The organism is Nocardia sp. NPDC006982 (assembly GCF_042869435.1).
Classification (GTDB): domain Bacteria; phylum Actinomycetota; class Actinomycetes; order Mycobacteriales; family Mycobacteriaceae; genus Nocardia.
On the sequence record NZ_JBIAFV010000013.1, the window covers coordinates 209,005 to 228,378 of the forward strand.

The following is a 19,374-nucleotide window of genomic DNA, read 5'->3' on the forward strand; positions in this document are numbered from 1 at the left end:
TCGGGCGGTCCGTGCTGCCACGCCCCGCATCGGGATCCGCGCGAGCGTCCGAATCGTTATGCGGGCCCAGCGGTCCTGCTCCCGGCATTTGTACTGGTCATAGTCCAGACTGGCTCCGGTTCGGTCCGGTACAGGCTCGGAAACGGGGACTCGGCGTTGCGCGCAGCGGCACGAAAACGATGGATGGGAACGTGGTCGGCCATCGGTCGGCCGATGCGGAAGGTGGCGGTGCTCGGTGCGGTGACTTGTATCGGGGCAGTGGTGGCGGTCGGTATGCCGGGAACGGTTGCGGCTGAGCCGGATCCGGTCGCCGGTATCTTGCGCCCCGCGCGTGATCCCGCCTCCGTCATGCCGACGCCGCTTGCCGACCCCTTCTATACACCGCCGCGGGGTTTCGAAAATCTGCGTCCGGGTGCGGTGGTCGCGGCCCGTGTCGTCGATATCGGGCCGGAGCCGACGCCGGTCACCGCCACCGAACTGCTGATCCGGTCGACCGATGCCAAGGGGCGTCCGGTGCCGGTGGTCGCCACCATGCTCGTGCCCCTCGCACCGTGGGAGGGTTCGGGGCCTCGACCCCTCGTCGCCTACAACATGCCGATCGATTCACTCGGCCATCTCTGTGCGCCGTCGCAGCAGCTCAAGCTGGGGCTAGCGGCCGGTCTCCGCTCGGTACAGCTGTCGCTGTCGAAGAACTATGCGGTGATCGTGCCCGATCATCAGGGGCCGCGACAGGCGTACGCGGCCGGTCGCATGGCCGGACATGCGGTGCTGGACTCGATACGCGCCGCCGTGCAGACGCCCGAGTTGGGTCTGTCGCCCGATGCGCCCACGGTGGTCTCGGGCTACTCCGGCGGTGCCATCGCCTCGGGCTGGGCGGCGCAACTCGCACCGGAATACGCGGGGGAGCTGAACCTCGCCGGTGCGGTGGTCGGTGGCGTGCCCGCCGACTTCGGCCTGCTCATCAATACGATGAACGGCGCCAATGCCGCCTCCGGCGTATTCCTGGCCGCGACCCTCGGTCTGGCCAGGGAGTATCCGGAGATCATGGGCCTGTTCAATGACAACGGTTGGCGGCTATCGCAATTCGCGAAGGATCTCTGCTTTCTGAACGCGGCGCTGGCCGGCGTACTCGCGCCCATAACCGCGGAGACGCTCACCGATGTGGCCCACCCGACGGAGCTGCCGATGATCAGGGAGATCCTGGCCGAGAACCGCCTCGGCACCGCCGCGCCGAGGGTGCCGGTTTTCCTGTATCACGGCATCAACGAGGTGTGGATTCCGTTCGCCGGGGCCGAACACCTCTACGACGACTGGTGCCGGTTGGGGGTTCCGGTGCGCTTCGAGGCCCATCTCGGCGAGCATCTGATCGTCGCCGACACCGGGGGTTCGGCCGCCAATTCCTGGATCGATCAACGCTTCGCCGGTGCGCCCGAACCGGTCGGCTGCTCGAAGGTCAGCAGATAGCGCGAAGATTCACGGTAGCCGATCGAAAATGCGTCCCGACAAGCGGCAACCGCATGGCAATCCCGATCATGAGTGCCGCACACTGGAGGGGTGAGCGCGGACCTATTGGTACTTCTGATCGTCATCGTCACGGCACTCGCATTCGATTTCACCAACGGCTTCCACGACACCGCCAATGCCATGGCGACCTCCATCGCCACCGGCGCACTGCGGCCACGGGTCGCGGTCGCGGTATCCGCGGTCCTGAATCTGCTCGGCGCATTCCTGTCGGTCGCGGTCGCCGCGACGGTGGCCAAGGGCATCGTCCGGCTCGACGCCGTGCAGGGCGAGGCGCTGCTCGTCATCGTTTTCGCGGGTCTGGTCGGCGGCATTCTCTGGAATCTGCTCACCTGGCTGTTCGGCCTGCCGTCGAGTTCCTCACACGCACTGTTCGGCGGCCTGATCGGCGCCACCATCGCCGCACTCGGCTGGGGCGGGGTGATCTGGGCGCACGGCGCGGACGGCGTGCTGACCAAGATCGTGCTGCCCGCCCTGCTCGCGCCGATCGTGGCGGCGCTGGTCTCCGCGATAGGCACCTGGGGCGTCTACCGGATCACCGGGAATTCCGATCCCGACAAGGTGAACGAGGGATTCCGCTGGGGCCAGATCGGCTCGGCGTCGCTGGTCTCGCTGGCGCACGGCACCAATGACGCGCAGAAGACCATGGGTGTGATCTTCCTGGCATTGGTCGCGCACGGCACGTTGACCAAGAACGACGAAATGCCGCTGTGGGTAATGGCGGCCTGTGCCGTCGCCATCGCGGCGGGCACCTACCTCGGCGGCTGGCGGATCATTCGCACCCTCGGCAAGGGACTGGTCGAAATCGACTCGCCGCAGGGTCTGGCCGCCGAATCGGCTTCCGCCGCCATCATCCTCACCTCGGCCCATTTCGGGCTGCCGCTCTCGACCACCCAGACCGCGACCGGATCCATCCTCGGCACCGGACTCGGCAAGGGCGCGGAGGTGCGCTGGGGTGTGATGGGCCGGATGACGGTCGCCTGGTTGCTGACGCTGCCGCTCGCGGGTCTGGCCGGTGCGATCTGCTGGGCCATCGCGCATGTCATCGGCGGACTGCCCGGTGTGCTGGTGGTATTCGCACTGCTGATCGCGCTGTCGTCGGGGATGTACCTGCGGTCGCGGCGGGATCCGGTGGACACCGGCAATGTCAACGAGTGGCCCGGCGACACGCCGGACGCCGGTACCGAGGTTGCGAAGGACGCCACGCCGGTCGTCGAGGACGGGGCACGTGACGTGTCCGCCGGATCGCCCGCGCCGGAAACCACCGATCGTTCGGCCCAGGTCTGAGGAGGCGCATCGTGCACACACTCGTCACGAATCTGGACGCGCTGTGGAAGGTGACCGTCGCCGCTCTGCTGCTCGGCGCAGGCCTGCCGATCGTCTTCGCCGTCGGAGTCCGGCTCTGGTCGGCTGCCGACACGGTGCCTGCGGAAGGCGGTGCCGCCCAACGCAATTACTCGATACTGGCCGGTGCCTACGTCTGTTTCGCGCTGATCGTCGCCGCGATCGTCACCGGAATTCTTTACACCGCTAAGGCATTTCTGGCCGCTGGATTCGGTATCCATCTGTTCGGAGCGTGAGAAGGGTGACCCGTGACTGATCCGGCGAAATTCGCTCAGGTCCGGCCGAATCTGCTCGGCCGGGTCATCGGCTGGCTGCGGGCCGGCTATCCACAGGGGATTCCGCGGTCGGACTACGTCGCCCTGTTCGCGGTGCTGCACCGCCACCTGACCGACTACGAGGTGGTGGTGATCGCCGAGGAGTTGGTGGACTCCAATCCGGACAGCGAGATCAGCCACGCCGATATCGAAGGGGCGATCGCGCGGATGGCCAAGGAGCAGCCGGACGCGCACGATATCGCCAGGGTCGCCTCACATCTGGCGGCCGGCGGCTGGCCGCTGGCGACCCCACTGACCGATACCGAATCTTCCGATCCGACAGATTGTTAGCTTCGGCTGATCGGTTCCCAGACGATTCACAGCTGGATTGCCAGCATTCTCGAGGTGATCGGAGCAGGATGATCAATGTCGGCGAACGAAGCGGCTCCTCGTAAAACAGGAGCCTTACCCCACGGCTTCCAACTCGCTCGACCCCGGCGGTTCACTGCTCGGACCGTCTTCCCGCCGACCGGCGGCGCCCATCCCTCGCTCGCGCCGCCGGTCCGCGACCCCCTCGTCGGGCAGCTCCACGGTGTTCAGCCGGAGCGGGATCAGCCAGACGATCGCGGCGACCAGTGCGATGGTGGCGAGCAGGGTGTACGAATCGCCGAGTAGGAATTGCCATACCGTCCAACGGAATTCCCGCCCATCGGTCTGCGGTACCTGCCAGATCAGCCCCTGCGGCAGCAGTGGCAGATCCGGATCCCATGCGCCGACCTGGTCGGATCGCAGTGGCCAGGCGAAGACGAACAGGTAGATGAGCCCGGGTACGGCGATACGGACGGCGAGTGGCCGATGGCGCAGCACGTGGATCAGCCACAGCAGTGCCGGTGTGATCCACACCCAGTAGTGGGTCCAGGAAATCGGCGAGACCAGCAGCATTACCGTGGCCGCGAGCAGTGCGCCCAGCAATTGGTCACCGCGCAGGTGGGCGATGCGCGCGGCCGCCATTCCGGCGACTCCGAGCAGTCCGGCGCAGACGAACGAGGACGTGGTGTCGCCCCAGGTCGACCATTCCAGGCGGCCGAACATGCCGTTGATCGACTGATTCTGCACATAGGCGAAGCCGATTCGGTTCTGCGAGGTCGTGGTCGTGGTCCAGAACTGCAGTGCCTGGGTCGGCCGGTACCAGAAGCCGATCGCGACCGTGGCGCCGAAGGTCGCCGCGGCCGTCGCGGCGGCACGGAACTGGCGGGTGACGAGCAGATAGACGATGAAGACCGCGGGGGTCAGCTTCAGTCCGGTCGCGATGCCGATGAGGATGCCCCGATATCGGCTTTCCTTGGGCATGGCGAGATCGGCCAGGACCAAGGCCATCAGGATCGCGCTGAGCTGACCGAACCGGAACGCCTGCTGGACGGGCTCCAACCAGATCGCTGCGCCGGCGACGGCGATGCTCAATGCCAGCAAACCCGTTCCGCGGCGCATTTGCTGGAGTCTGGCCGCGCTCCAGACGCTTACGAACAGCGACACCATGGTGAGCACCGTGACGCCGGTCCCGATGTAGTTGATCGGGAATCGCGAGAGTTCGGCACAGATCCATGCGGCGAAAACGGGATAGAGGAAGGGCAGGCCCATCGGTCCGCGGCCGTCGTACAGCAGCGCGGGATGAGTCGCCGCGGCCGTACCGCCCCACATGTAGACCTGTAGATCGATTTGGTGCCAGTACATCTGCCAGTTGGGCCGCACGAACAGCAGCCAGGCGCCGATGGACAGGGAGGCGAATACTATTGCGGCACTGAGCGTTAACTTGTGCGAGACCTCGAGCTGCGTCTCCGCACCGGCAGCGCGCTGTTCTCCTGTTTGCAGGATGACAGCCATGGAGTTGTTATTCCTTCATCAGGTGATACAGCTCTAGCGGACAGCAAATCCTTAGCTAAACTAAAGGCAATCCATCGTATCATCGCTGCCCAACGACGGCTGCCCATACTTTCCCCGGGGTGGTGAGATCTACCCCGCGAGCACCCGCAGCAGATGTTCGACCTCGGACCGGATCGCATCGCGAGCGGGCTTCAAGTACTTGCGCGGGTCGGCAACGGTGGGGCTGTCCGCGAGCACGGTCCGAATCGCTTCAGTGGCAACGACATTCAGCCGGGTGGCGATATTGATTTTGGTCATGCCGTGCTCGACGGCGGCCCGCAGACCGGCATCAGGGACGCCGGAGGAGCCATGCAGTACAAGGGGGACAGGGACTTTCGCGGCCAGCCGAGCAATCAGGTCGTTATCGAGTTCGGCCGTGCGGGTTTGCATGGCGTGCGAGGAGCCGACAGCCACGGCGAGGGCGTCCACACCTGTTGCCGCGACGAACTCGACGGCCTCGTCCGGATCGGTGCGGATGCCAGGGGCGTGCGCACCGTCCTTACCGCCCACTTCGCCGAGTTCGGCCTCGACGAAGACGTCGCGGTCGTGACACCAGCGGACGATATCGGCAGTGGCAGCGACATTTTCGGCGTAGTCGAGGGTGGAGCCGTCGTACATGACCGAGCCGATACCGAGGTCGACCGCGGTGCGAATCAGTTCGAACGAAGTGGCATGGTCCAGGTGCACGGCGATATCGGCGCTGCTGTCGGCGGCAATGCTCGAGCAGGCCAGCGCGATCGGGGCGAGATTGCCGTGGTAGCGCACCGTATTCTCCGAAAGTTGGAGCAGCACCGGCCGTTTCGCCGCCTCGGCGGCCGCCGCGATGGCCTCGGCGTGTTCGATGGTGATCACATTGAAGGCGCCGAGACCGCCCGGGCGGGCGGCCGCGATCAGGTCCGCGACGGGTCTCGAGGTCATGGGGAGGTCTCCTGCGGGGTGGCTAGTCGTTCGACGATCACCGTCGGTGCGATCTGGGTACGCAGGCGGCGGTCGATTTCACCGGCCACCGGGATGACGACCGCGGCGGCCGAGGTGGCGACGGCGTCTACCAGAATGGCGGGCCAGTCGGGGGTGTCCTTCGCATCCGACAGGGCCGCGATCACCGCGGCTGTCGCGGAATCGCCCGCGCCGGTGGGGTTTCCGGCGAGTGGTTCGGGCAGGGCCGCCGACCACGCGCCCTCGGCGGTGACCGCGACCATGCCTTCGGCGCCGCGGGTGGCGATGACGGCGCGCACGCCGCGTTCGATGAGCGGCAGTGCGGCCGTGGCGACTTCGCCGGGGGTTACCGGGACCCGTCCGGTGAGACGTTCCAGCTCTTCGGTATTCGGCATCAGCACGATGCCGGGGACCTGTGCGGCCAAGCGCAGTGACTCGCCGTCGAGATCGCAGACGGTCGGCACACCGGCGGCAATGGCGGTGCGCGCGATTTCGGCGGGCAGGCCGTGGGCGATGCCGCCCGGCAGTGATCCCGAGATGACCAGGCCGTTGATATCGGGCAGCATGCCCGAAACGCGGACCGAGAGCTGTTCGGCTGCATGCGGATTCGACACCCGTGCACCCGGCTCCCACAGTGCGGTCGCGGTACCGTCGCCCGATTCGCTGATCACCACCGTGCGCCGGACCCAGGGCAGTGCGTGCACGAAGTCGACCGGCATCTCCAGCTCGGCGGCGGCCGCGAAGGCGTGGTCGGCGAATCCCGTCGCCCTGGCATATTTTCCGAGCTGATTGAGCACCCGCGTCACATTGATGCCCTTGCCGCCGATGCGCTGCTCGACCGAACGGACCCGATGGGCCTGGCCGCGCTCGAAATGCTCTACCCGGTAGGTCATGTCGTAGGCGGGATTCATTGTCACGGTGAGGATCACGTCAACAACTGTCCACGTCTGAGCACCCGGCGCAACTGTAGATTGTCATCGACTATCAGCAGGTCGGCGAAAAGGTTGGTCCTGAGGTCGCCCACATCGGCCAGCCCCGCCGCCGCGGCCGGTACCGAAGTGGCGGCGATCACAGCCTCGCGCAACGGCACACCGCATTCCTGGACCGTCCAGGCGAGGCAGCGCAGGAGGTGGGCAGTGCCGCCCGCGATGGATCCATTGGCTATCCGGGCCACGCCATCGGCGACGTGCACGACTTGCGGACCGAGCTGATATTCGCCGTCGGGCATGCCCGCTGCCTGCATCGCGTCGGTGATCAGCGCGACCCGTCCGGGTGCGGTCGCGAAAACCAATGCGCCGAAGCCGGAGTCGATGTGCACCCCGTCGCCGATCAGCTCGACGACGACCTGGCGCTGCGCCGCGGCGACGAGTGCGGCAGCCACCGGACCGGGCGTTCGGTGATGCAGTGGCGGCATTCCATTCGCCAAGTGCGTGACCAGACTCCCGAATCCATTGGGTCGCAGGGCCTGTCCGAACTGGGGGAAATCGGTATCGCTGTGGCCCAGCGACACCACCACATCGCTGTCGGAAAGACGTTGGGCGACCTTGTCGAATCCCGGCAGCTCCGGGGCGAGCGTCATGACCCGCAGATGCCCGCCGGCGGCAGCGAGCAGCCGTTCGGTCAGCTCGAGATCGGGATCGCGCAGATACCGGGGATCCTGTGCACCACACCGTGCGGCGGCCAGAAACGGTCCCTCGGCATGGATTCCGCCGATGGTGCCGTCGGCCGCCAAGGATCGCAGCGTCGCGACCTGCGCGATCATGTCCGGCGCGGCGCCGGTGACAACGCTGGCCAGCACGGTGGTGGAGCCGTGCGTGTGATGGAACTCGGCGGCCGCGCGGGCTTCGGCGCCGTCGACGGTGTCGAATCGATGGCCGAAGCCGCCGTGGTTGTGAATATCGACGAGGCCGGGCAGTACGGTGCCGGAAAACGGCGGCACGGTCGAATCCGGATGCGCGGCAATCCAGTCCACGAGCGAGCGCACTCTGTCGATGCGGCCTGCGCGGACGGACACGACGCCGTCGTCGAATTCGGATGTCGCCGATACGATCCGTCCACGAATCTCGAGACTCATGCGGGCACCCTTGCATGGGCGAGCGCCATATTGCCGGCCAGCTTTTCGTAGCGTGGGGCCGAATCCATCGGTTCGATGCGCCGCCGCCGACACACTGGACCAGCACTGCTCTCGACGCGAGTCACGTGAGCGCTCCCTGTCTGGCGAACAATGCCGCACCCATGAGCCCCGCGCGAACACCGAACTCGCCGAGTACAACCCGCGGCGCGGGCACCACGCGCAGGCGTTCGGCAATGGTGTGGTGCAGGGGTTCGGTCAGCGCGGGTCCGGCCCCGGCCAGGCCGCCGCCGAGAATGATCAGTTCCGGACAGGCTGCATGGATGAGGCCGAGCAGTCCGTCGGCAAGCGCGCTGATCGCTTCGGCGACCACGGCTTTGGCATCGGGATCGGTATCCAGTATCGCGAAAACATCAGCCGCGCTTGCTGTTTCGTGACCCGTTCGCTTCGCGTACGCGCGGGCGATGGCTGCGCCGGACGCCACGGTCTCCACGCAGCCGATATTGCCGCAGGGACAGCGCAATCCGTCGGCGTGCCGCACCGGGATGTGTCCGTATTCGCCGGTCTGTCCGTACCCGCTGCGCATCAAACGGCCACCGACGGAAAGGGTGCCGCTGATGCCGGTGCCCAGAATGACCACACAGACGTCATCGTGGCCGCGCCCGGCGCCGAACCGCCATTCGGCCCAGCCCGCCACCGCGACATCGTGCTCGATCAGCACCGGCATACCCCAGCGATCGGTGAACCGATCGCCGATGTGCACATCGCGCCAACCGACGTTGCTGCTGAATACCGCGATCGAACGGACCGGATCGACGATGCCCGGCAGTAGTACCGCCGCGCGCGCGACGCGATCGCGCTGGTCATCGGTCAACTCCGCCAGCAACTGATCGCCGAGTGCCCCCATGGTTTCGAAGGCCGCCTCGCCCTGCGGCGTGGCCACCACCCCCGATGCGAGCACCGTGCCCGCGGCATCGGTGACCTCACCTTTCATCGTGGTGCCGCCGACATCGAGGCCGAGCACCAGCAGATTATCGGTCAACGCCGTGACCGGTTGCTGTTGCGCTACCGGCCCCGGCGCTGCCGCGGCGTCCGGCACCGCCGAGGTCGCCACGACCGCACGCTCCGCGAGATCGTCGCGGTGCACGGTGGTCGGGGGCTGTTCCGTTCCCATATCCGCACAGTAGTTCCTGGTAGCGACCGCTCACCGATCCAGAACGACGGAACGGTTGAGGTTACGCGGATGATCCGGGTCGAGGCCTTGGTCGGCGGCGCGCAGCACACAGAGCTGGTGCACCCGCACCAGATCGGCCATCGGATCGATATCGCGATGTTCGAAGTGCGCTCCGGTGACGGCCACGTCCTCCGCGAAATTGGGGACCAGCGGTCCGAAGGCCCAGACGGCGCGGCCAGGGGCGGAAATGCTGATCGGTCCGTGCCGGTATTCGGTCTGCAGATACGACTCGGTCCAGGACTGGCAGGATTCGCGCAGCTTGAGCCCCGCCTCCTCGGCGATCGCGGCCGCGAAACCCATCCCGGCGAAGCTGATCTGCTCGGCACGACGCACGTCGGCCAGTGCCGTAGCTGGATCCTCGGCGAGTACGGCCCTGGCCTGCTCGATGGCCGGACGCAGATCCTCGCCGAGATGCCAGCGCAGAATCGCCAGCGCGGTGGTGGCGAAACGGGTCTGTACCACCGACTGCTCGTCGACCTCGTCGATCAGGATCGAATCGCCCAGGTCGAGCACCGGGGTGCCCGGACTGCTGCATATGACGGTGCGCGGAATGTGCGCCGGTATCGCCCGCATGGCATCGACCACCTCGGTGGTGGTGCCGGAGCGGCAGATGACGAGGTAGCGGTCGTAATCGCGATCGCCGCGGACTTCGCTTGCGGGCCAGGCGTCGGTAATGCCCTGCCCCGAACTCTCGCGCAGTGACGCGATGGCACGGGACATGAACAGCGAAGTGCCGCAACCGATGACGGCGACACGCTCGCCCGGCTGGGGCAGTACGGCGCGGTGTTCGGCTGAGGTGGTCTCGGCGCGAACCCAGTCGTCGGGCTGGGTGGCGACTTCGGCGGCCAGATGAGTCACGGGAGTGGGGTGAGCGGAAATCGGCACAACAACAGGATCACTCTCGGTGATCGTTCATGTCAAATTAACGAGCAAATCAGTCACATGTGATCACGGTTGGGTCTAGCCTGTTGGTCAAGCGATTCGTTCGCTCCATCATCGGCGCTTCAGTAGCGCCCGGAGTGAAAATTTGAAAGGTTCTGCTCGTGAAAAGACCTCTCCACGGCGTCCTCGCGGGGATCGCGATGGTCACTGGCCTCGCGCTCGCCGTCTCGTCCTGTGGTTTCGGCTCCAAGGATTCGGCCGACTCCGATACGACGATCAACTTCCTGGCTCCCGCCTACAGCGACGGTGCCAATGGCACGAAGGCGCTGTGGGACCGCATCATCGACGATTTCCAGAAGCAGAACCCCGACTACAAGGTCAACCTGCAGATGGAGTCCTGGGAGTCGATCAACGATGTGGTGAAGACCAAGCTGCAGTCCAAGTCCACCACCCCGGATCTGCTGAATATCGATGCCTACGCCAGCTTCGCCGGTGACGGCATGCTCTATCCGGTGTCCGAGGTCGTCTCCCCGAATGTGCTGTCGGATGTGCAGCCCGGTTTCGCCAAGAACGCGTCGCTGAACGGCACGCAGTACGCGATGCCGCTGTTCGCCTCCACGCGCACCCTGTTCTACAACACCGACCTGTTCGCGAAGGCGGGGGTGAGCACGCCGCCCAAGACCTGGGCCGAGCTGACCGATGCCGCCAAGAAGATCCAGGCGCTCGGCGGCGGTGTTTCCGGCTACGGTCTGCCGCTGGGCAGTGAGGAATCGCAGGCCGAGACGTCGCTGTGGACCTTCGGTGCCGGCGGCAACTGGTCCGATGGCGATAAGATCACCGTGGATACCCCGCAGAATCTGGAGGGGGTCAAGGCCATGCGGGAGATCTTCGACGCCGGTGTCACCCAGCCGAATCCGGGTGCGACCAACCGCAAGGACGTCATCAACTCCTTCATCCAGGGCAAGGTCGGGATGATCGAGGGGCTGCCGCCCACCATCGCCCAGATCGCCGATAAGAATCCGGGTCTGAAGTACGCGACCGCGCCCACGCCGACCAAGGACGGTGCGCCCGTCACACTGGGCGTGGCCGATCACCTGATGGCATTCAAGAAGGACGGCAAGAAGGCCGAGACGATCAAGAAGTTCCTCGACTTCTTCTACTCGGCGAATGTGTACTCGAACTTCGTCAAGAACGAGCACTTCATCCCGATCACGACCAGTGCCACCGCGGTGCTCGCCGACGACCCGGTGACCAAGGCCTTCGCGGCGACCCTGCCGGTGGCCAAGTTCTACCCGAGCAATAACCCGAAATGGGCTGCGGTGCAGGGCGCGATGCATCAGCAGATGGGCACCATCGCCCAGGGTGCGGATCCGGCTCAGGTGTTGCAGCGGATTCAGGAAGCAGCGAAATAGCGTGGGGCGCCCAGCGGACCGAGCGACGGGCCAGGAGGAGGTGGCGGAGCGTGACCCCGCAGGGCCCCGGGAGGGCCGCAAATTGAACGGAGCAACCCGGGTACTTTCAGGGAAGAATTCGACACTGCGGGCCGTCCCCTGGATCGGGCCGACTCTGGTGCTGATCGCGGCGATTGTCGCGTTCCCGGTCGGCTATATGGTCTGGACCAGCACCCGGGACCTGAGCGCCTACGGACAGGACCGCGGTCCCGCCGGACTGGCCAACTACCGAAACCTGTTCGATATCAGCGAATTGGGATCGGTATTGGCACATACCGTGGTCTGGGTGGTCAGCGTCGTGCTGATCACCCTGGTGCTCTCGGCGGGCCTGGCGCAGTTCCTCAACAAGGATTTCCCGGGACGCACTGCGGTGCGGATGGCGATCCTGGTCCCGTGGGCGGCCTCGGTCGTGATGACGACGACCATCTTCTATTACATGCTCGATCCCGATGTCGGCATCGCCAACCGGTTCCTGGTCGATATCGGGCTGCTGGACCGGGGCTACGGCTTCACCAAACAGCCGACACCGGCCTTCCTGGTGGCGATCGGCGTCGCGGTCTTCGTATCGATCCCGTTCACCACCTACACGATCCTGGCCGGGCTGCAATCGATTCCGGCCGAGATCGATGAGGCGGGCCGGGTCGACGGCGCCAATGCGTGGCAGCGCTATCGGCATCTCACCCTGCCGCAATTGCGTCCGGCGATCGCGGTGGCGACGATCATCAACATCATCAATGTGTTCAACTCGCTGCCCATCCTGCAGGTGATCACCGGCGGTATCGCGGGCTTCGGTGCGGATACGACGACGACGTTGACCTTCAAGCTGATTCGCCAGAACCAGCAGCTCGACACCGCCGCCGCCATGAGCGTGCTCAACTTCGCGCTGATCGTGGTCATCATCGCGATCTATGTGAAGGTCATCAAGCCGACCCAGCAGGTGGACGCATGACGACACAGGCCGACATTCACATCGAGGGTGTGGACATCCCGCCGGACACCACGGATGTCGAGGCCCCGACCGGCCGAACTCGGCGGCGGCGGTGGGAACTTACCGCGGTCGGGGTCGTGCTTGCCGTGATCTTCCTGACCCCGTTCGTGGTGATGGTGCTCGGCTCGCTGAAGAGCCGCGCCGAAATCCTGCGCATCCCGCCGACGTATCTGCCCGAGACCTGGCATCCGGACAACTACTCCACCATGTGGGACACGCCGGAGACACCGCTGCCGTACAACCTGGTGAGCACGGTAGTCATCTCGGTCTGCGCCACCTTGCTGGTGCTCTTCGTGGCCATCCCGGCCGCGTATTACACGGCGCGGCACAAGTTTCCGGGACGCGCGATATTCCTCGCGCTGGTGCTGGTCACCCAGATGTTGCAGCCGACGGTATTGGTGACCGGCCTGATCCGGCAGTTCTTCACTCTGGGCATCAATGACACCTGGCTGGCCATGATCCTGGTGAACGCCGCGTTCAACCTCTCGTTCGCGGTGTGGATCCTGCACAGCTTCTTCGCCGCCATTCCGGTGGAGATCGAGGAGGCCGCGCAGCTCGACGGTCTGAGTCGCTGGCAGATCCTCGTCCGGGTGAGCCTGCCGCTGGTCTGGCCGGGCATCGTCACCGCGACGATTTTCGTGGTGGTGGCCTGCTGGAACGAATTCGCGGCGAGCCTGGTGGTGCTGACCACGCCGGAGAACCAGCCGCTGTCGGTGGCGCTGACGAAATTCGTCGGACAGTACGACACGGCATGGCAGTACGTCTTCGCGATCTCCACGGTGGGCATCGTTCCGGTGGTCATCCTGTTCGCGTTCATCGAGAAGCGCCTGGTCGCGGGGCTTACCGCGGGCAGCGTCAAGTAATCGTCCGACGGCGGGTGGTCTTGTGCCCCCGCCGTTTTCGACGATGAATGCGCAGGCGGCCGGATGTCCATGGCCCGGGGTAGGCGCTTCCGACCGGTAGCATCTAATCCGTGGCACGGCAGGATGACGGACCCAAGGAGGGCCGCAATTACGGCGGGCTGTCCAAGGAACAGCGGGTAGCCCAGCGGCAGGCACGACTCATCGATGCCGCGCTGGAATTATTCGGCACCCAGGGCTATGCGGCCACCTCGATCGAACGGCTGTGTGCCGTCGCGAATGTTTCCACCCGCAGCTTCTACGAGGATATGGGCAGTCGCGAGGCCTTGTTGATCGCGCTGGTCAATCGCATCACCGCGCATGCGGTCGAACGGTCGCTGGAAAGTATGTCGAAGACCGCGGGCCAACCGCTTTCGAGGCGGGTCGTCGACAGCTTTCGTGCCTACCTCGAGGTGACCTGCGCCGATCATCGGTCGGCGCGGGTGTGTTACGTCGAAGTGGTCGGCGTCAGTTCGGCGGTGGAGGATTGGCGCAGGCAGCAGCGCCGCCTGCTCTCATCGCTGCTGATCAGCGAGGCGGAGCGAGCCGTCGAGCGCGGCGAGACCAAGACTCGCCGGTTCGATCTGTTCGCGCTCGCGGTAATCGGCGCGGTGAATTCGCTGGCCCAGGAGTTGGTGCGAACCACCCATCCCGATACCGAGGTGTCACTCGATGAAATATGCGAGGAGATCGCGTATTTCGTGAATTCCGGGCTTGCGCTGAATTGACGGCGGGATTCGGCCTGTGCTTCAAGCGGCGCACCGGGCCCGATCGCGGATGGCCGTCACAGCGGGGAGGATCCGAGTTGCGGTATTGCGCAGTGCAATTCCGGCCTTCGTCGCCGGAATGAGCATCGATGCAGCAGTGGCAACGCCATTGAGTTTGGGATCGACCAGCACCCGGTGCCGGGTTTCGTAGCGCTGGAACGCCGCCTCGTGGTCCTCGGGTGTGGCCGCCAGTTCCTCCGCCAACGTGTGCGCACCCGAGATCGCGAGGGTGGAGCCGTCACCGAACAGTGAGACGCAGGATGCGGCGTCGCCGAGCAGGGCGACGCGTCCGTTCGACCAGCCCGGCAGCTCGCCCTTGCTGACGGAGTCGAAGAACAGGTCATCGGTGTCGCGGACGCGGTCCAGCAATTCGGGGACCCGCCAGCCCTGATCGGTGAAGGCCTCGATGACCAGGCGCTTGTGCAGTTCGATATCACGGTGGTCGAAACCGGGTACGCCCTTGTGCCGGAACATGAATGCCGCGAGGGCGCGGTCCTTGGTCGGGTGCACCGACAGCGCCCGTCCAGGTGTGTTGTAGATGAGAACTTCGCGGTCGCTGCCGAATGGTGCATCGAGCCGGATGGTGGCGATGTAGATGCCCATATGCCGGACGAATTCGGATTCGTCGCCGAAGGTCAGGCGGCGCACCACCGAATGCAGGCCGTCCGCGCCGATTACGAAGTCGAAGCGGCGGGGTCGGGCGTGTTCGAAGGTGACATCGACACCGTCGGCTTGCTGGGTCAGGCCGGTAATGGAGTCACCCCAGAGGAATTCGGCATTGTCGCGGCTGGCGTCGAGCAGGATCGCGGCGAGATCGGCTCGCGGGACCTCGACTTCGCGGTCGCCCGCCGATCCCTGGAAAGCTTTCAGGTCGACACGGGCGACGCGGCGGCCGCTCGCATTGACGAAATTCATCTGGGACACAGCGGAATTCGCGGCACGCAGTTGCGGCATGATGCCCATGCGCTCGACCACATCGATGGCGGGTCCTTTTACGTCGACCGGATTTCCGCTGGAGCGTTGGCTCGTCGCCCGCTCGACCACCGTGACCTGGAAGCCGCGGTCGGCCAGCCAGTACGCCAGGGTCGAGCCGCCGATGCCCGCGCCCGAGATCAGAACCGTCTTGTTCATGACAACACCTTCCGGCTAAGTGGACGAATTTCGTCCGGTTAAACGGAGCGTACAGTAAGCGGAAGAATTTCGTCCACTTAGACTTGGAGGTGAGGGCGACGACCGGTCCGAAGAGGGCAGACGCCAGGAACAACCGGGATCAGATCATTGCCGCGACGCTGGTGACCTTCCGTGAGCAAGGTGTCGATGTGCCCATGAAGGAGATCGCGGATCGGGCGGGTGTGGGTGTCGGCACGCTGTATCGGCACTTCCCGGACCGGGATGCTTTGATCGCTGAGACGGCCCAGTCCTACCTCGCGGATCTGGCCCAATTAGCGGCGACCGCATTGGAGCAGGAGGGCGCGGCGTGGCCTGCGCTTTCGCGGTTCCTGCACGAGTGCGCGCAGCGCCGGGTCGGGGCGCTGGCGGCGGCGATCGAGCCGAATCTGCATGCCGAGATCCAGGCCGATCCGCGGTTACACGAGGTGCGGGGGCGGATTGTCGAGTCGGTCTCGCGGATGACCAGGGAGGCGCAGGCCGCCGGTGCCATGCGCGCGGATATCGAGCCCGGCGAGGTGGCCGGGCTGATGACGTTGCAGATCTACACCCGGACCGGTGAGTCGTATCCGGAGACGGTTCGCCGGGTGGTCGATCTCGTGCTCGATGGGTTGCGGGCGCGGTGATGAAGGTGTCCGGCTTGGCACTACGGCGGCCGAATCTCTACCGTCGGCACGTGCCTGTGGTCAGATTGTTCACGTGCATGGAAAAACGGCAGGTCGTCCGCGCGGGCCGGAAGATATGAAATGACCGGACCGACGGACCGGCCGCAGCGATGGAACCGACTGCTGGAACTGCTCGCCGAAACCGGGCGCCTCTCGGTAGAAGAAGCCGCCGAACGCCTCGGAGTTTCCCCGGCGACGGTGCGCCGCGACTTCACCGCACTCGCCGAACAGCAGTTGGCGACCAGGACGCACGGCGGTGTGGTCGCGACTTCGGTCGCCTACGACCTGCCCGCGCGCTACCGCCAGGGTGCCGACGAGGCGAAGCAGCGGATCGCGGAACATGCTGCGGGACTTATCGAACCGAATGCGGTAGTCGGATTGAACGGTGGCACAACCACGACCGCCGTGGCGCGAGCATTGGCCGGGCGGGCAGATTTGGCGAATGCTGCCGGCGACCAACTGACCATCGTCACCAACGCGCTCAATATCGCGGGTGAGATGGTGCTGCGACCGCATATGCGCACGATCGTGCTCGGCGGGGTGGCGCGGCGGGAATCCTATGAGCTGCACGGGCCGCTGGCCGAGCGGGCATTGGCCGAATTGCGTTTGGATGCACTGATTCTCGGCGTGAATGCGATTTCCGCCGAGGGTGGCGCGCAATGTCGGCACATCGACGAAGCGGGGGTAACCACCGAGATGGTGCGGCGGTCCGGGCATGTGATGGTTGTCGCCACCGCGGACAAGCTGGAGCGCTCGGCATTGGCTCGGATTTGCGGGATCGAGCAGGTCGATGTGCTGGTGACGGATTCGGATGCGGATCCGGGTGCGGTGGCGACGATTCGGGCTGCGGGGGTTCGGGTGGACGTGGTCTAGGCCGGTTCGCTAGCAGGCCGAGCTCTCGATGCTGAAGGCGCCGCGGTGTCCCAGGCGACGCCCGCAGGCGGTCAATGCCAGCACGCCGTGCCCTCGAGCACGGGTGTGCGCGTCGATGCGCGACGGATCGACCGAGGTGCGTCCGGCAATCAGCATTGGTCGCACTGTGTCGGGAATTCCGTTTTGCGGCCGGAACCTGTCTTCGGTCACGGTCGAAAAGCCGGTCTCCGCTGCGTGTCCGGGGCCGGATTGCATCGGCTCGACGCATTCGCTCCAGTCCCGGTAGTAGTAGCGCAGCACCTTGCCGTGCTCTGCCAGGCACCATCCCCACCAGTCGCCGCAGCCGCTTTCGTAGTTCTGGCCGTACCAGTGCGCCTGCCCGAACCGCTCGCTCAGGGCCGCGCAGCGGGCTTGCCGCTGCTGGTGTTCGCGGCCGTCCGGGGTGTAATCGCCCTCGATGTCGAGCAGCTGGTGCAACTCGTGATCGTGGCGAGCGAGTTCTCCATCGGCAAGAGGTGTGCCGAACACCAAGGTCCAACCGTCGAGTACGGGACTCACATACATCCGGGCGCAATCGGCATGGTTGTCGTAAGCGGTGCGGCTGTGTCTCGAGTCGTGGCCCCGCCAGATGTCGGTGCCCATCGACCAGGTCACCGCCACCGGATCGGACAGGCCGAACGCGTCCAGTACCGCGGCCCGGTCCGTGGTTTCGATGGCATACCAGCCATCTTGCGGGACAAAGGGTTCGGGAACATCTGCCGCGATCTTGGCCCGCATCAGCCGGGCCAATACCGCTAGGTCGCGTGGTTCCGGTGTGTCCCAGCCGATCTGGGCGAGCGCCGCCAGTGCGTACCGCCGCTCGGGCGCCCGAGAACCTCGGACCCGACGCAACAACGGCACCGCGGAACGACCCAGCCGGCCGAATGCGTCGATCGCTTCGGCACGCACCCGCTGCACCGGATCCGCCAGCAACGGAACCAGCAGGGGCGCGTACTCACTGCGGCGACGGTAGCCGAGCACGCAGGCGCTGCCCGCTCGCACCTGCGCATCTTCGCTGCAAACCTGGAGCGCGAAATCCGAGGTATCCGAAGCCGCCGCGATACCCAATGCCTGACAGCACAACTCGACGACGTCCGGAGACTGCGCGATCGCGAGTTGCACGATCAGCGGGCGATAGGCGACGGGCCCGAACCGCCGCAGCACCGCGATGATGCCCGACCGGTCGAGCCACGAATCCGGATCGACCAACTCGTCGAGTAGCGGCTCGATCACATAGCCACCCGCGGCCACCATCGCTTCCACCGCTTCATCTCGCAGAGACGCATCGGCGAGCGCTGCGGCGGCGGCTTGCAAGTCCACGCACCGTTCTTACCATCCGCCGCGGACAAGCTCGACAATCCAGCCGACCCGAACTTCGAAGAACGGTTCAGAGGGCGGTCGGTAGGCCGAAGCCGGGGAAGAGGGTGGCATCCAGGAAGACCGTGATTCGGTCGATGGCCGCGTCGCGGAGGGTGAGTAGGTGGATGGAATGTGCGTGGTAGGTGTCGGTTTCGTCGCGGCGGTAGTAGGCGATCGCGGGTTGGGTGTTGGCGGAGGTCGGGATTGCGCGCCACTCGCCGGGTGTGGAACCGCACTTGTCGGTGAAGAATTCGACGACGTGGGCGCGGCCGGCGAACCAGAGGAGGGCGGGCGGCATTTCGAGGACGACATCGTCGCGTAGGAGCTCGGCGAATGAAGCCATGTCGGCATTTCCGAACGTGGTTACGTATCGGTCGATCATCGCGCGTTCGTCCGGGCTCAACGATTCCGATATGCGGTCGAGCATGGGGGCGTCTTTCTCCAATTGGGCGTGGGCGCGTTGCAGTGCGCTGTTGACCGCGGCGGTAGTGGTTTCGAGCAGGTCGGCGACTTCGGCCGCGGACCAGGCGAGTACGTCGCGCAGGATCAATACCGCCCGCTGCCTGGCGGGTAGATATTGCAGGGCCGCGATGAATGCGAGCCGGATGCCGCTGCGGGCCGCGATCACGGTTGCCGGATCGTCGGCGGCGGTGCCGAGCAGGGCATCGGGAATCGGTTCCAGCCAAGGGATTTCGGGATGACGCTCCGGTTTGGTGACCACGGTATCGCTGGGCCCGCCGAGTCCGGTGGGCAGCGCCCGCCTGCCGCGCTGTTCGAGCGCGGTCAGGCAGGCGTTGGTGGCGATCCGATACAGCCAGGTGCGCAGCGACGCCCGCGCTTCGTCATAGCGGTCGGCTGAGCGCCATGCTCGCAGCATCGTCTCCTGCACCAGATCCTCGGCGTCATGGATCGAGCCGAGCATCCGATAGCAGTGCGCGAGGAGTTCGGGCCGGTAAGGCGCGGTGCGCGCCGCGAAATCCGCGCTGACCGTCATGGGTGCACAA

General features: G+C 65.8%; 19 protein-coding genes. 10 read left to right on the forward strand and 9 right to left on the reverse strand.

Annotated features, from left to right (window positions below; translation table 11 throughout):
* Positions 1-213: 213 nt before the first annotated feature.
* From ACFYOW_RS36880 to ACFYOW_RS36895, 4 genes are all read left to right on the forward strand, one after another.
* Positions 214-1,464, forward strand: coding sequence for a lipase family protein (locus ACFYOW_RS36880; protein WP_387294680.1), 1,251 nt, complete (start codon positions 214-216; stop codon positions 1,462-1,464).
* A 90-nt stretch (positions 1,465-1,554) separates the two neighbouring features.
* The gene (locus tag ACFYOW_RS36885) at positions 1,555-2,808 is read left to right on the forward strand and encodes an anion permease (protein WP_387294681.1); all 1,254 of its coding nucleotides are present in this window, start codon (positions 1,555-1,557) and stop codon (positions 2,806-2,808) included.
* An 11-nt stretch (positions 2,809-2,819) separates the two neighbouring features.
* Entirely contained in the window at positions 2,820-3,101 is a 282-nt protein-coding gene (locus ACFYOW_RS36890) for a hypothetical protein (RefSeq protein ID WP_387294682.1), read from the forward strand.
* 12 nt (positions 3,102-3,113) lie between these two features.
* Positions 3,114-3,470 (forward strand): DUF3349 domain-containing protein, encoded by a 357-nt coding sequence (locus ACFYOW_RS36895; RefSeq protein WP_387294683.1) that lies wholly within the window; start codon positions 3,114-3,116, stop codon positions 3,468-3,470.
* A 114-nt stretch (positions 3,471-3,584) separates the two neighbouring features.
* Here ACFYOW_RS36895 and ACFYOW_RS36900 read toward each other — a convergent pair whose 3' ends face one another.
* The 6 genes from ACFYOW_RS36900 to ACFYOW_RS36925 form a co-directional block, all read right to left on the reverse strand.
* Positions 3,585-5,000 (reverse strand): glycosyltransferase 87 family protein, encoded by a 1,416-nt coding sequence (locus tag ACFYOW_RS36900; RefSeq protein ID WP_387294684.1) that lies wholly within the window; start codon positions 4,998-5,000, stop codon positions 3,585-3,587.
* A 129-nt stretch (positions 5,001-5,129) separates the two neighbouring features.
* Positions 5,130-5,957: a class II fructose-bisphosphate aldolase gene (locus ACFYOW_RS36905; protein ID WP_387294685.1), complete on the reverse strand. Its 828-nt coding sequence runs from the start codon at positions 5,955-5,957 to the stop codon at positions 5,130-5,132.
* Positions 5,954-6,904, reverse strand: a complete 951-nt coding sequence (locus tag ACFYOW_RS36910) for a hexose kinase (protein ID WP_387294686.1) — start codon at positions 6,902-6,904, stop codon at positions 5,954-5,956. Before ACFYOW_RS36910 ends, ACFYOW_RS36905 begins: the two co-directional genes overlap by 4 nt.
* On the reverse strand, positions 6,901-8,049 hold the full coding sequence (locus tag ACFYOW_RS36915; RefSeq protein WP_387294687.1) for an N-acetylglucosamine-6-phosphate deacetylase: 1,149 nt from the start codon (positions 8,047-8,049) through the stop codon (positions 6,901-6,903). The genes ACFYOW_RS36910 and ACFYOW_RS36915 overlap by 4 nt, the downstream gene beginning before the upstream one ends.
* Before the next feature lie 121 nt (positions 8,050-8,170).
* A complete protein-coding gene (locus ACFYOW_RS36920) occupies positions 8,171-9,220 on the reverse strand; it encodes an ROK family protein (RefSeq protein WP_387294688.1) in 1,050 nt (349 codons plus the stop codon).
* Between the two features lie 30 nt (positions 9,221-9,250).
* The gene (locus ACFYOW_RS36925; protein ID WP_387294689.1) at positions 9,251-10,165 is read right to left on the reverse strand and encodes an SIS domain-containing protein; all 915 of its coding nucleotides are present in this window, start codon (positions 10,163-10,165) and stop codon (positions 9,251-9,253) included.
* A gap of 158 nt (positions 10,166-10,323) precedes the next feature.
* Here ACFYOW_RS36925 and ACFYOW_RS36930 point away from each other — a divergent pair, with 158 nt between their 5' ends.
* From ACFYOW_RS36930 to ACFYOW_RS36945, 4 genes are all read left to right on the forward strand, one after another.
* On the forward strand, positions 10,324-11,574 hold the full coding sequence (locus ACFYOW_RS36930; RefSeq protein WP_387294690.1) for an extracellular solute-binding protein: 1,251 nt from the start codon (positions 10,324-10,326) through the stop codon (positions 11,572-11,574).
* 82 nt (positions 11,575-11,656) lie between these two features.
* Complete coding sequence (locus ACFYOW_RS36935) at positions 11,657-12,562, forward strand: carbohydrate ABC transporter permease (RefSeq protein WP_387294691.1); 906 nt, start codon at positions 11,657-11,659, stop codon at positions 12,560-12,562.
* The gene (locus tag ACFYOW_RS36940; protein WP_387294692.1) at positions 12,559-13,464 is read left to right on the forward strand and encodes a carbohydrate ABC transporter permease; all 906 of its coding nucleotides are present in this window, start codon (positions 12,559-12,561) and stop codon (positions 13,462-13,464) included. Before ACFYOW_RS36935 ends, ACFYOW_RS36940 begins: the two co-directional genes overlap by 4 nt.
* A gap of 110 nt (positions 13,465-13,574) precedes the next feature.
* Positions 13,575-14,228: a TetR/AcrR family transcriptional regulator gene (locus tag ACFYOW_RS36945; protein ID WP_387294693.1), complete on the forward strand. Its 654-nt coding sequence runs from the start codon at positions 13,575-13,577 to the stop codon at positions 14,226-14,228.
* 21 nt (positions 14,229-14,249) lie between these two features.
* On the opposite strand, the gene ACFYOW_RS36950 is transcribed toward ACFYOW_RS36945, so the two are convergent.
* Complete coding sequence (locus tag ACFYOW_RS36950) at positions 14,250-15,398, reverse strand: FAD-dependent monooxygenase (protein ID WP_387294694.1); 1,149 nt, start codon at positions 15,396-15,398, stop codon at positions 14,250-14,252.
* Between the two features lie 89 nt (positions 15,399-15,487).
* Here ACFYOW_RS36950 and ACFYOW_RS36955 point away from each other — a divergent pair, with 89 nt between their 5' ends.
* Both ACFYOW_RS36955 and ACFYOW_RS36960 read left to right on the forward strand, forming a co-directional pair.
* Positions 15,488-16,060 (forward strand): TetR/AcrR family transcriptional regulator, encoded by a 573-nt coding sequence (locus ACFYOW_RS36955; protein ID WP_387294695.1) that lies wholly within the window; start codon positions 15,488-15,490, stop codon positions 16,058-16,060.
* A gap of 120 nt (positions 16,061-16,180) precedes the next feature.
* Entirely contained in the window at positions 16,181-16,972 is a 792-nt protein-coding gene (locus tag ACFYOW_RS36960) for a DeoR/GlpR family DNA-binding transcription regulator (RefSeq protein WP_387294696.1), read from the forward strand.
* A gap of 9 nt (positions 16,973-16,981) precedes the next feature.
* On the opposite strand, the gene ACFYOW_RS36965 is transcribed toward ACFYOW_RS36960, so the two are convergent.
* Both ACFYOW_RS36965 and ACFYOW_RS36970 read right to left on the reverse strand, forming a co-directional pair.
* Complete coding sequence (locus ACFYOW_RS36965; protein ID WP_387294697.1) at positions 16,982-18,331, reverse strand: HEAT repeat domain-containing protein; 1,350 nt, start codon at positions 18,329-18,331, stop codon at positions 16,982-16,984.
* A 67-nt stretch (positions 18,332-18,398) separates the two neighbouring features.
* The gene (locus ACFYOW_RS36970) at positions 18,399-19,364 is read right to left on the reverse strand and encodes a sigma-70 family RNA polymerase sigma factor (RefSeq protein ID WP_387294698.1); all 966 of its coding nucleotides are present in this window, start codon (positions 19,362-19,364) and stop codon (positions 18,399-18,401) included.
* Between the last annotated feature and the right edge of the window lie 10 nt (positions 19,365-19,374).

Excerpts from the sequence above, each read along its gene's own strand:
- ACFYOW_RS36880 (WP_387294680.1), top strand. The coding sequence starts at position 214 with ATGCGGAAGGTGGCGGTGCTCGGTGCGGTGACTTGTATCGGGGCAGTG.
- ACFYOW_RS36900 (WP_387294684.1), bottom strand. The coding sequence starts at position 5,000 with ATGGCTGTCATCCTGCAAACAGGAGAACAGCGCGCTGCCGGTGCGGAG.
- ACFYOW_RS36905 (WP_387294685.1), bottom strand. The coding sequence starts at position 5,957 with ATGACCTCGAGACCCGTCGCGGACCTGATCGCGGCCGCCCGCCCGGGC.
- ACFYOW_RS36915 (WP_387294687.1), bottom strand. The coding sequence starts at position 8,049 with ATGAGTCTCGAGATTCGTGGACGGATCGTATCGGCGACATCCGAATTC.
- ACFYOW_RS36920 (WP_387294688.1), bottom strand. The coding sequence starts at position 9,220 with ATGGGAACGGAACAGCCCCCGACCACCGTGCACCGCGACGATCTCGCG.
- ACFYOW_RS36940 (WP_387294692.1), top strand. The coding sequence starts at position 12,559 with ATGACGACACAGGCCGACATTCACATCGAGGGTGTGGACATCCCGCCG.
- ACFYOW_RS36950 (WP_387294694.1), bottom strand. The coding sequence starts at position 15,398 with ATGAACAAGACGGTTCTGATCTCGGGCGCGGGCATCGGCGGCTCGACC.
- ACFYOW_RS36960 (WP_387294696.1), top strand. The coding sequence starts at position 16,181 with ATGACCGGACCGACGGACCGGCCGCAGCGATGGAACCGACTGCTGGAA.
- ACFYOW_RS36970 (WP_387294698.1), bottom strand. The coding sequence starts at position 19,364 with ATGACGGTCAGCGCGGATTTCGCGGCGCGCACCGCGCCTTACCGGCCC.